This window comes from Trichococcus flocculiformis, assembly GCF_963662535.1.
In the GTDB taxonomy this organism is placed as follows: Bacteria; Bacillota; Bacilli; order Lactobacillales; family Aerococcaceae; genus Trichococcus; species Trichococcus flocculiformis.
This window is the reverse complement of record NZ_OY759718.1, coordinates 818,317-830,401: the sequence shown is the minus strand read 5'-3', so window position 1 is coordinate 830,401 and position 12,085 is coordinate 818,317. Positions and strand designations below refer to the sequence as shown.

Here is a 12,085-nt window from a genome sequence, read left to right as displayed (position 1 = left end):
GTATTCAGTTTTCAAAGAACAACTTTTTCTTGCTTGAGAGATTGATCTCTCAAAACTGAACAAAGAATGATTGAACCAAGCAAGGATTCCATTATATTCCTTAGAAAGGAGGTGATCCAGCCGCACCTTCCGATACGGCTACCTTGTTACGACTTCACCCCAATCATCTGTCCCACCTTAGGCGGCTGGCTCCATAAAGGTTACCTCACCGACTTCGGGTGTTACAAACTCTCGTGGTGTGACGGGCGGTGTGTACAAGACCCGGGAACGTATTCACCGCGGCGTGCTGATCCGCGATTACTAGCGATTCCGGCTTCATGCAGGCGAGTTGCAGCCTGCAATCCGAACTGAGAATGGCTTTAAGAGATTCGCTTGACCTCGCGGTCTTGCTGCTCGTTGTACCATCCATTGTAGCACGTGTGTAGCCCAGGTCATAAGGGGCATGATGATTTGACGTCATCCCCACCTTCCTCCGGTTTGTCACCGGCAGTCTCATTAGAGTGCCCAACTGAATGCTGGCAACTAACAATAGGGGTTGCGCTCGTTGCGGGACTTAACCCAACATCTCACGACACGAGCTGACGACAACCATGCACCACCTGTCACTTTGTCCCCGAAGAGAAAGTCCTATCTCTAGGATTGTCAAAGGATGTCAAGACCTGGTAAGGTTCTTCGCGTTGCTTCGAATTAAACCACATGCTCCACCGCTTGTGCGGGTCCCCGTCAATTCCTTTGAGTTTCAGCCTTGCGGCCGTACTCCCCAGGCGGAGTGCTTAATGCGTTAGCTGCAGCACTGAAGGGTGGAAACCCTCCAACACTTAGCACTCATCGTTTACGGCGTGGACTACCAGGGTATCTAATCCTGTTTGCTCCCCACGCTTTCGAGCCTCAGCGTCAGTTACAGACCAGAGAGTCGCCTTCGCCACTGGTGTTCCTCCATATATCTACGCATTTCACCGCTACACATGGAATTCCACTCTCCTCTTCTGCACTCAAGTTCCCCAGTTTCCAATGACCTTCCACGGTTGAGCCGTGGGCTTTCACATCAGACTTAAGGAACCGCCTGCGCTCGCTTTACGCCCAATAAATCCGGACAACGCTTGCCACCTACGTATTACCGCGGCTGCTGGCACGTAGTTAGCCGTGGCTTTCTGGTCAGATACCGTCAAGGCTGGAGCAGTTACTCTCCAACTTGTTCTTCTCTGACAACAGAGTTTTACGATCCGAAAACCTTCTTCACTCACGCGGCGTTGCTCCGTCAGACTTTCGTCCATTGCGGAAGATTCCCTACTGCTGCCTCCCGTAGGAGTTTGGGCCGTGTCTCAGTCCCAATGTGGCCGATCACCCTCTCAGGTCGGCTACGTATCATCGTCTTGGTGAGCCGTTACCTCACCAACTAACTAATACGCCGCGGGTCCATCCATAAGCGACAGCACAAAGGCCGTCTTTCCTTTCCCGATCATGCGATCAAGAAAACTATGCGGTATTAGCACCCGTTTCCGGATGTTATCCCCCTCTTATGGGCAGGTTACCCACGTGTTACTCACCCGTTCGCCACTATCTTCTCAGTGGAAGCAAGCTTCCATAGAAAAGACCGTTCGACTTGCATGTATTAGGCACGCCGCCAGCGTTCGTCCTGAGCCAGGATCAAACTCTCATGTAATGTGGGCTCTTGTACAGAAACCCTCATGAAAAGCTGAATAGCTCTTAATTTCTTGCTGACTTTATGTTTGCGATACGATGTATCGCCTTCGTTTGCCTCGACCGAAATCGAAGCTCCCTGCACATTTGGTTCGTTCATTCTTTGTTCAGTTTTCAAAGGTCAATCGCGCATCACGCATTACGTGATTGCTTACTCATGTTATCACGGCCTCGTTTATCCGTCAAGCATTTTTTGAAATATTTTTCAAAAAGATTTATTGAAGGTCGCTCGAAGCAGCAACTTTTATATCTTATCACCATCACGATTGCATGTAAACAATTATTTTCAATTGTTTTATTTGCTCTCGTGGACAACTTCTAAATACTACCACCCGACACCTCTCATTGTCAACATTTTTTAGAAGATAAAAATCCAAAGCCTCGAATAAATGACACTATTTATGAGTTCCTTCATTATATGCACTCTCCCAAAAAAGAATAATAAAAAAGCGGATATCCGGTTTTCGCCGGATATCCGCATGCATCTATTTTATTATTTACTGATTTTCTCATAGATTTCGACGATTTCTTTCGCCAAGTCTTTGAATGCGATGGACGTCATCAAATGATCTTGTCCATGGACCATCAATAACGACAGTTCCACTGCATCTCCAGATGCTTCTTGTGTCAACAGACCGGTCTGCGCATGATGGGCTTCCACCAATGCTTTTTCCGATTCGCCGATTTTTTCGTTCGCTAATGCAAAATCTCCTGCTTTTGCCGCTTCGATCGCTTCAATCGCATTTCCTTTTGCATCGCCTCCATGCATGATCAACTGCATGATGACATCCAGGTTCTTTGGTTCTGCCATGTTATAGACTCCTTCAGTGTTGTTTTGTTTATTCACCCATTAACGTTAGAGCTGTTTTCAATACTTTTTCGCCGTTCATCATGCCGTAGTCCTGCATGTTGATGACATCCATTTTTGTGTCCGTTCCGGCAACTTTATCTTCGAATTGTTTTTTCATGTATTTAACTTGCGGTCCCAGCATCAGGACATCGATTTTTTTCTTGGCCAAATGTGCGTCTGCTTCTGAAGCGGATACTGCGAAAATTTCAGCATCCAATCCTTGCGCTGCCGCCGCTTTTTGCATTTTTGATACTAGTAAGCTGGTGCTCATTCCAGCTGCACATACTAACATGATTGTTTTGTCTGCCATATTCATTCTCTCCATCCATAAAATAATTTGCTATGCGATTATTATAACACACATGATAGCGTTTGTCGAAAACACTTTCATAAACTTTCAAACGTTTTCACCACACCGCTTTCTTTCGGGTTTCGTGGAGAGAGGACACTACTTCAGATTCTTGCCGTTTTGTTCTATGACCTCTTTGTACCAGTAATAACTGGCCTTTTTGTATCGTTTCAACTCTTTCGGACTTTCTTCATCTCGGTCCACATAAACAAACCCATAACGCTTTTGATACCCGTTCAGCCAACTTAAAAGGTCGGTATAACTCCAAGTGCAATATCCGAGCACTTTCACGCCATCTGTGATGGCTTCCTGGACTGCTTTGGCATGGTCGTTCAGATAATCGATCCGGTACTGGTCATGAATCTGTCCCTCTTCAAGCTTGTCGTATTCACCCAGTCCGTTTTCGGTTATCAGTATCGGCAGTCCGTATCGACTGTTTATCCGACGTAAGGCGATGCGAAGGCCCAGCGGATCGATATCCCAATCCCAATTGGTCTTTTCAACGAATGGATTCAGTACTTCTTTGAAAACGCCTGGAATTCCGCCTCTTTCGGTACTCCCCTTTTCGCCGGAATAATTCGGTGTGCCGATGCCGACGCCATCCAATGGATTCGCGGCAACCGTTGATGTCTGATAGTAATTCACGCCCATGAAATCAGGTTTCCCTGCTTTCAGTATCTTGAAATCTTCCGGTCGGGTCTCAGGCTGCAGATCGTTTTCTTCCAACCAATTCCAGATGACGGTAGGGTATTCTCCTTTTGCATAGACGTCCATCCAAAAATAGGCGTTCATTTCGTCGAAGTTCTCCGCTGCCAGAATGTTTTCTGGGCGTGCGTCAATAGGATAGCCTGGTGAGTAAGCGAAACTCGGCCCGATTTGCCCATGCATACCAAGCGACCGATATTTGTTGATGGCTGCCGCATTCGCTACGTTCGCATGATGATTGGCTTGGTACATCCGTTTCGGATCCTTGACTGCCGGGGGATGGGTCGCCATCATGTAGCCATGGGAAATGAAAATATTTTGTTCGTTCAAGGATACCCAATATTTTACCCGATCGCCGTATCTGCGGAACACGGTTTCTGCGTAGGTGGTAAAGTCTTCGATGATCTGGCGCGATTCCCAGCCTAGATACTCATCCTGCAGATATTGTGGGATATCCCAATGATACAAAGTGACAACCGGTTCGATTTGATTCGCCAGCAACTCATCAATTAGATCATCATAGAACTGCAGACCTTTTTCGTTCGTTTCATTCATGTTGTGAGGGAAGATACGGCTCCAAGCAATCGAAAAACGATAAGCCTTCAGCCCCTGTTCAGCCATCAATGCAACATCTTCTTTGAAACGATGGTAGTGATCAACTGCTACATCCCCGTTCGTTCCTTTAAATGTCTTGCCGGGAATCCTGACAAAGGTGTCCCAGACAGATGCACCTTTTCCATCTTCATCCCAAGCTCCCTCGACTTGGTATGCGGCCGAGGCAGAACCCCATAGGAAATCTTCCGGAAAATCTTTCATTTTCTTGTGCTGCATAGTATAACCCACTTTCTGTTTAGTTTTTTATGTTCAAAATGCAAAATGGACCATCAATCCTATGAGAGGTTCATGGTCCATCTATGTTTGGTGTCTAGTGATTATTTTGCGATTTTCTCATAGATTTCGACGATTTCTTTCGCCAAGTCTTTGAATGCGATGGACGTCATCAAATGATCTTGTCCATGGACCATCAATAACGACAGTTCCACTGCATCTCCAGATGCTTCTTGTGTCAACAGACCGGTCTGCGCATGATGGGCTTCCACCAATGCTTTTTCCGATTCGCCGATTTTTTCGTTCGCTAATGCAAAATCTCCTGCTTTTGCCGCTTCGATCGCTTCAATCGCATTTCCTTTTGCATCGCCTCCATGCATGATCAACTGCATGATGACATCCAGGTTCTTTGGTTCTGCCATGTTATAAACTCCTTAGTCTTTTTATTATAGTCCCATCAAAGTGAGGGCTGTTTTCAATACTTTTTCGCCGTTCATCATGCCGTAGTCTTGCATGTTGATAACATCCATTTTGGTGTCCGTGCCGGCAACTTTATCTTCGAATTGTTTCTTCATGTATTTGACTTGAGGTCCCAACATCAGAACGTCGATTTTTTTCTTAGCCAAATGTGCGTCTGCTTCTGAAGCGGATACTGCGAAAATATCAGCGTCCAATCCTTGTGCCACCGCCGCTTTTTGCATTTTTGATACTAGTAAGCTGGTGCTCATTCCAGCTGCACATACTAACATGATTGTTTTGTCTGCCATAAGATTTCCCCATCCTTATATCTAATTTGAGCCCCTATGAAAGGGGCTCATTTTGACGTTATATGATTATGCTACTACGTTTCCTGAAGCATCAGCTTCAACTTCACCGATTTCAACACTATATGCTTTGTTGTCTTCTATTTTGAAGAATGGGTAGAAGACTGCAGCACTGATGACTGTTTCGATGATTTGCCATACAGCACCTCTCCATCCGCTGATCAAGAAACCAGAGAATACTGGAGGAGTTGTCCAAGGAATGTTTACCCCGTTTGCAAGAGGAACCAGACCGATGCTCATCACAAAGTAAGTAAGAATAGCCAAGATTACTGGAGTCAAGATGAATGGGATCATCAAGATTGGGTTCAATACGATTGGCATACCGAAGATCAAAGGCTCATTGATGTTGAACAATCCAGGTCCAATCGCTAATCTTCCGAGTGTTTTGAATTGAGTCGATCTAGCTACGAACAAGCAAAGCAATGCCAAACCTAATGTTGAACCGGCACCACCGATTTTAATGAAGTTTGCATAGAATTGGTAGTTGACGATGTTCGGCAATTCAGCACCTGCAGCGTAAGCATCTGCATTTTCTGCAGTCAGAGTCAACCAGATTGGTTGCATTACAGCACCCAAGATGTTTGGACCGTGAAGACCGAATGAGAACAAAAGTGTTTCCAAAATCAGTACCAAGACAGTTGCAGGCAATGTTGCGCCTAAGCTAGTCAGTGGTGCTTGGATGATTTCGAAGATGAATGATTGAGCTGTTTCGTAAGGTGTCAAAGCGAATACCATACGCAAGATGTTGAAGATCAGAATAACGAATAATCCAGGGATTAAAGCATCAAATGATTTTGCAACGTTTGATGGTACTGAATCAGGCATGCTTAATTTCCAGCCGCGAGCCAATACCCAACGGATGATTTCAACTGCGAATACAGCACTCATCATACCAAGGAACAATCCGCTTGCGCTCAAGTTACCCATTGGGATTCCTGATGCATCGTCTGCGCTCAATAGTGTTGGAGTCAAGATAAGGAATCCTACGATACCGTAGATGATTCCTGCCAGATCATCCAAGCCATAGTGTTTTGACAAATCTTGGGAAATCCCGATCATAACGAATAATGTCATGATGTTCATTGTCATGTTATAAGGAACCATGAAGAATTCTGTCCAGTTGGCACCGAAGATACCTGCCATGAAGTCGGCGTAACCAGGAATCGGCAAGTTAGCGAACAACAGGAAAATCGATCCGATGATCAGTAGGGACATTGCTCCGAAGAACCCACTCTTGATTGCTGAAAGGTAACGGTTTTCGTTTAATTTATAAGCAATTGGTCCTAATTTTTCTTGTAATGTATCTAAGAATTTATCCATAATAAAATCCTCCTCTGTTAGGAACACTTGTGAAGACAGCGTGCCGTCTCCGAAAACAGTAAAATAAATTGATATGATTGCTTGTCCGGATTCTGCCAGTCAGTCTCAGAACAATGGGCCTTCGTCTTTCGCCTTCATTTGCCGCTGTTCTTTATCAACAACGGTTGGAGCGAAAAACTTTCCTTGCTTTCTACATCTAACCTTCCAGTTTCTCCCCGTTTGACGCGATCACTCCTTTGTACCAATAGAAACTATCTTTCCGGTATCTCTTCAGATCTTTCAGATCGAAGTCTTCCCGGTTGACGTAAACAAAGCCATAGCGCTTGCGGAACCCTTGGTGGGTACTGATGAGGTCGATTGCACTCCAGGTGCAGTAGCCGAACACATCTGCTCCATCCGTAACAGCCAGGTTCATCTGTTCGATATGGTTGCGGAGATAGTCGATCCGATAATGATCATGGACCTTTCCATCTTCCAGCTTATCAATACCGCCTAAACCGTTTTCAGTCACGATCAGGGGTTTGCGATAACGAGAGTAAATTTGGTTAATCGTCGTGCGGAATCCAGTAGGGTCGATCTGCCAACCGAATTCTGTATAAGGAAGATGCTCATTGTCGGATCCTGCAAAGAATCCTTCTTGGCTATCTGATAACTGCTGATCTTTTTTGCCTGTTGCGCGTTCCGTTCCGGCCGGATAGGCTTGAACAGTCGAGCTGTTGTAGTAATTGAAGGCGATGAAGTCGCATTCCGCGGATTTCAGTATCTCCAAGTCACCCGGCTCCATATCAGGCAAAGCCTCATTTTCTTCCAGGTAAGCCCACACTTGGTGATTGTATACACCATACACGGCGATATCAAGATAAAGCCAGTTACGGATTGCGGTATACAGATCGGCTGCTTGGACGTCCGCCGGGTTGTTCGATTTCGGATAGACCGCCGAAATGTTCGGTGCCGGTCCGATTTTCACATTCGGCAATTTTTCGTGGCAATTGTTCATCACCATCGCCTGCGCAACCAGCATGTGGTGGTTTTGTTGGTACAAGGATTTCAGAGTGCTTTCACCTGTACCGACTGCAGCGCCGTGCAGGATCATCATGTTCTGTTCATTGATCGTCAGCCATAATTTGACGCGGTCTCCTAAGTTATCGAAGAGGACATCGCAGTAGCGGACAAAAGCATCGATTGTGGCGCGGTTTTCCCAGCCACCTTTTTCAGCAAGTCCTTGCGGCAAGTCAAAGTGGTAGACCGTCACTAGAGGCTCGATACCGTATTTCAGACATTCATCAATCAAATCGCTGTAGAACTGAAGGCCTTTCGGATTGACTTCTCCATCCCCGTCAGGAATGACCCGTGACCATGAAATCGAGAAACGATAGGTTTTGAAGCCCATCTCTGCCAACAAAGCAATATCTTCCTGCATGTGGTGGTAATGGTCAGTGGCTACCTTAAAATCGGAAGTATCGGGAACGATTTCCTTCACATCCTGAACCGATGGGCCTTTACCATCTTCGTCCCAAGCGCCTTCAACTTGATAGGCACTAGTTGCGGATCCCCATAAAAAACCTTCTTTAAACGGCTTCAATTTCTTATGATACATGTTCTCATCCCTTCCAATCGCTTTACAATGGGCAAGCCCACATATTTTAAGCGGTTACATCCACTTGGAAAACAAATGCTCTTTCCTTAAAAAGAGCGGTTTTACAGTTGCGGATGCGCTTTCTGTTTTTCAATATAAGCTTATTATAGGGTTTGTGAACGAAATGTAAACAGTTTCATCTCGTAAAGGAACAATGACCAGCTTTTGGAATGTTGTTTCATAAAAGAAACGATTTGTTTCAAACGAAAAATCTGCTAAAGCTTGTTGTTAAGCATTTGTTGCATGTAATTATAATTGCGTCTTGCCAGTGTTTCAATCAAAAAAACGGCCGGTAACTGCGAAGTCACGTTTACTTCTTCGTCGACGTATTCAGGTGTCAAATGATAGGCCAGGTTTATATCTGACTGCCTAGCCAAAGAATTGGTAGAGGAATTCGTGATGCTTATGATTTTGCTTCCTAAACTCTTCAGATCTCCAGTTTTCCTTAACATGATTTCTGTTTCTCCAGAGACGGAGCAAATGATTGCCACTGTATTTGTATATTGCCTGCTGATCAAATGAAATGGATAATATGGATCTTGGATATGGAAAGTACTTTGACCTAGATTCGAAAATTGCCGGGATGCGTATGCAGCGATCAGGCCAGAAGTTCCTATGCCAAAAAAGAGGGCAACGTCGGAATTGGCTATCATTTTGACTGCATCCTGTATTTTTTCTTCGTATTCCGATTGCATGGAACGGCTGAAAAACTCCTCAACGATCTCCGAGGTATCGAATACCTTCTTATTGTGTTTGCGGTTGTCCATTTCCTTCAGATGCAACTTGCACTCCCAGATATTTTCAAACCCTAGCTTGCTGATGGTCCGCGTAACCGTTGCCGGCGACACATGAGTCTCGGAAGCTATCTCGCGAACGCTCATACGGATCACTTTTTGGGTACGCTGCACGATGTACTCGTATACCTTTAATTCTGTATTCGTCAGTAATTTCACATTTTCTTGATTAAACACGTAAAAACCCCTTTATCCGGAACAAAATAAGCTCTGAGGCGTGCATGAGTTCGTTTTCTTTTCTTATTAACTATTTTACCATTTATTTTGAAAAAAACAAAAAACAAAACAATTTTATGCAACTCAAAAATTGTTTTGTTTCTTGTGCTGTTATTTTCAGAAAAATAAACTATTTCTCAGAAGATATCTTCCGATAAGCTTTTTCGGAAAGCCTCGATTTTCCGTAATCTGCTCTTTTCAGCGTGTGCGATGTCCAACTCATCCAGCAAGGGAACCAACATTTCGTAGGTTTCCAACACGCTGTCCCCGCGCATTTCGATTTTTGCAGGGAAGACTTTCGCTTCAAATAGATATTTGTACAGTTCAAATTGGATATCGCGCGATTTATCGGACGCCAGGACAGTCGCCAGCAGTACTTCTCCCGATTTTTTATCCGCGATGGCCATCATCTTCACAAAGCGCGGCCGTTCCCCTTCTTTGAAAGTGATTGGTTGCGGCAAATAAAATAAGTCTATTTCGAATGTATTTCTTAAGAAGGTTTTCTTCTCCATCATCAAACGACGGATTTCAAACTGAGAAAGCATCAGATCATACGGACCTTTCGTCAATTCACCGCCGGTCAAGAACGCCAGAATATGCTCTTCTTTCAATTTCCAGACACTGTCTTTTGTACCTGCTTGGTAATAGTAGCGCGTCGGAACGTCATCTGCCGCAAAGGACTTGTCAAAGTCCAGTTTGCTGTAGATAGGGAACATTTCCAAAAAGCTCTCCAGCACGCGTTCGAAAAGAGTGATGTCCTCTTCGGTGGCCGACCACGGAACAAGTCCTGGCGTGAAATCCAGCAGCTCCGGCCAAGCTTTTTTTCCGCGGAATTTGACATCCGTTGTGCGGATACGGTTATAATCGATTTCTTCCAGTTTGCTTCGGTCGACAAATTCCAGTCTGATGTTTTTCAGCTTTTCGGTATATTCCCCGACACCGTCTGCATCCGTGAACTCCGACTCCAGCAAATCCAAATAGAGGATGTATTCCGAAACATCCCGAAATACGCTCAATCCGATGCTGTCCTCGTCCAAACCATCCAAAGCAAAGAATACAGGCTCCTTGCGATCGGAATATTTGATGCCGACAACATCCGTGTCTTTCATTTTTTCCCAAGGCTTCAATTTATGAAAAGCCTTTATGTTTTCGTACAATTTTTGATAATCTCTCATTTATATCTCCTATCTATTTACAAAACATAAGCCTATGAACCTTTATAAAAATGAAATTCGCAGAAGATGCTGCTTTTTAGTCAGTTATCCCTAGCGCTTTCCACCGCATATGTTGTTTCAGCTTATTGTAACAAATTCCTTTCCTATGCTATCATATCTTGAAGCGTGCATCAATTTTTCTTTTTTAAGGAGTCCAAAAATGACCTTTTCTTTCAAGGATATCGAACATAGCAAGTCAGTAGTCAAAGAAACCTCTCTGTACACTCACTATCACAATGAAACGGCCCTTTTTATGTATATCGAAAATTACGTGATTTTCCATCGCGTGCCAACCTTCGCTGAATTCATCGAGGCGGAAGCCTATTTGAAATCAGCGCATCAAAAAGATAACCAGGATTTCATAAAATTCATTTGGCCCGAAGATTGCGAAATTCCGCAGCCGATCATTTCCTATCTGGGTTCGAACGACTTCAGCCTCGATGTATTGGAACTGTACGCGGCCCCTCCCGGAACCTTTGAACCGACGCGGATTGATGAAACACCTTCCGATGTCAAAGTGGAATGGGTGAACGCCGACAACCGCAGCGCCTATCTGGCTTTGTCCGCACGGGCAGACAAGGAAGTCAGCGAGGAATTCGCAAAACAAAAGCAGCCCTACACCCAAGCTAAATTCGACAATCCTGCTTTCCGTCCCATCGTGGCCCTGCGCTCCGATGAAGCGGTCGGTTCCATCGACCTTTATCTGAAAGAGGAAAGTATTGAAATCGATAACTTTCACGTTGCTGTAGATTCCCGGGGTAAAGGGATTGGAACGGCTCTGCAGCAATTCGTGATGGATCATGCCGACGGGAAGACCGTCCTTTTAGTGGCTGATGCAGCGGATACGGCGCGCGAGATGTACAATCGTCAAAATTACACATATATTTCTTTCCGCTACGAGCTCCTTAAAGTCTTCAAATAACGGATCAACGGGCTGTCTCATACGTAGACGGCCTATTCTGCAGGCAGCCGCCATAACTAGAGCGAAAGTTGTCCGGTAATCCGATTGAATCGGACAACCAGAGTGCTAATAGCAACAAAAAGGGCTGCATCAGATCCAGAGAGTGCTACGCTGGTTCTGATACAGCCCCTATTTACTTTTCTCATTCGATTTCGTTGATTTGGTAGATTTCCACAGGATAGTTCGATTCGATTTCCTCAATGATTTTATCCACGATTTTTTGGCAGAGGACCCGCGAACTGTTGACAACCGCCAACCCGATGACGGCCTGGTTCAGCATATCTTGTGCCGATACTTCCGCAATGCTGACATTGTACCGTTGATGCATCTTGGCAAGGATGCTTTTCACAACGCTACGCTTATCCTTCAGAGAATTGGAATCAAAAAGCCGCATAGACAGTTCAACAGCCAACACATTCATCGTCATCGCCCCATTTATGTTTGATATAGAAATGTTATCTCTTCAAGACAAAAAATAACCAAAACGGCCCCTTCTGTCAAGGGATAGCTCCGGTTATCGGATAAAACAGAATTTAGGATTCATCATATCCTAGAACGGTTCTGAATCCTTTGTAAAAAATGCATCAACAGTCTCAGTACTTAATAGGCGAAAGACCTCAAACGTCGCACTGTGACGTTTGAGTGCCTAACGCTGTTCATGCCCACTCAGCCAAAAACGGGCTGTTT

The 12,085-nt window shown here is 44.9% G+C and carries 11 protein-coding genes and 1 rRNA gene; 1 reads left to right on the top strand and 11 read right to left on the bottom strand.

Going from position 1 to position 12,085, the window contains the following annotated elements:
- Window positions 1–104 precede the first annotated feature (104 nt).
- From ACKPCD_RS04265 to ACKPCD_RS04220, 10 genes are all read right to left on the bottom strand, one after another.
- Window positions 105–1,663: ribosomal RNA gene (locus tag ACKPCD_RS04265) — 16S ribosomal RNA — on the bottom strand.
- 531 nt (window positions 1,664–2,194) lie between these two features.
- Window positions 2,195–2,512, bottom strand: coding sequence for a PTS lactose/cellobiose transporter subunit IIA (locus tag ACKPCD_RS04260; protein ID WP_068561593.1), 318 nt, complete (start codon window positions 2,510–2,512; stop codon window positions 2,195–2,197).
- A gap of 28 nt (window positions 2,513–2,540) precedes the next feature.
- Window positions 2,541–2,861 (bottom strand): PTS sugar transporter subunit IIB, encoded by a 321-nt coding sequence (locus ACKPCD_RS04255; protein ID WP_068561594.1) that lies wholly within the window; start codon window positions 2,859–2,861, stop codon window positions 2,541–2,543.
- Window positions 2,862–2,999: 138 nt separating this feature from the next.
- Window positions 3,000–4,436 (bottom strand): glycoside hydrolase family 1 protein, encoded by a 1,437-nt coding sequence (locus ACKPCD_RS04250; RefSeq protein WP_321434099.1) that lies wholly within the window; start codon window positions 4,434–4,436, stop codon window positions 3,000–3,002.
- Between the two features lie 101 nt (window positions 4,437–4,537).
- Window positions 4,538–4,855 carry a PTS lactose/cellobiose transporter subunit IIA gene (locus tag ACKPCD_RS04245; protein ID WP_068561596.1) on the bottom strand — a complete coding sequence of 106 codons (318 nt, stop codon included), beginning with the start codon at window positions 4,853–4,855 and terminating at the stop codon, window positions 4,538–4,540.
- Between the two features lie 24 nt (window positions 4,856–4,879).
- A complete protein-coding gene (locus ACKPCD_RS04240) occupies window positions 4,880–5,200 on the bottom strand; it encodes a PTS sugar transporter subunit IIB (protein ID WP_068561597.1) in 321 nt (106 codons plus the stop codon).
- Window positions 5,201–5,266: 66 nt separating this feature from the next.
- Window positions 5,267–6,577: a PTS sugar transporter subunit IIC gene (locus ACKPCD_RS04235; protein WP_321434098.1), complete on the bottom strand. Its 1,311-nt coding sequence runs from the start codon at window positions 6,575–6,577 to the stop codon at window positions 5,267–5,269.
- A gap of 196 nt (window positions 6,578–6,773) precedes the next feature.
- A complete protein-coding gene (locus ACKPCD_RS04230) occupies window positions 6,774–8,174 on the bottom strand; it encodes a glycoside hydrolase family 1 protein (RefSeq protein ID WP_321434097.1) in 1,401 nt (466 codons plus the stop codon).
- 254 nt (window positions 8,175–8,428) lie between these two features.
- On the bottom strand, window positions 8,429–9,184 hold the full coding sequence (locus ACKPCD_RS04225) for a MurR/RpiR family transcriptional regulator (protein ID WP_068561600.1): 756 nt from the start codon (window positions 9,182–9,184) through the stop codon (window positions 8,429–8,431).
- A 176-nt stretch (window positions 9,185–9,360) separates the two neighbouring features.
- Window positions 9,361–10,398: a DUF7309 domain-containing protein gene (locus ACKPCD_RS04220; RefSeq protein ID WP_086989270.1), complete on the bottom strand. Its 1,038-nt coding sequence runs from the start codon at window positions 10,396–10,398 to the stop codon at window positions 9,361–9,363.
- Window positions 10,399–10,597: 199 nt separating this feature from the next.
- Between ACKPCD_RS04220 and ACKPCD_RS04215 the strand changes: the two genes are divergently transcribed.
- On the top strand, window positions 10,598–11,359 hold the full coding sequence (locus tag ACKPCD_RS04215; protein WP_321434096.1) for a GNAT family N-acetyltransferase: 762 nt from the start codon (window positions 10,598–10,600) through the stop codon (window positions 11,357–11,359).
- Window positions 11,360–11,540: 181 nt separating this feature from the next.
- Here the strand turns inward: ACKPCD_RS04215 and ACKPCD_RS04210 are convergent, their stop codons facing one another.
- The gene (locus ACKPCD_RS04210) at window positions 11,541–11,825 is read right to left on the bottom strand and encodes a DUF503 domain-containing protein (protein WP_232309344.1); all 285 of its coding nucleotides are present in this window, start codon (window positions 11,823–11,825) and stop codon (window positions 11,541–11,543) included.
- Window positions 11,826–12,085: the final 260 nt, after the last annotated feature.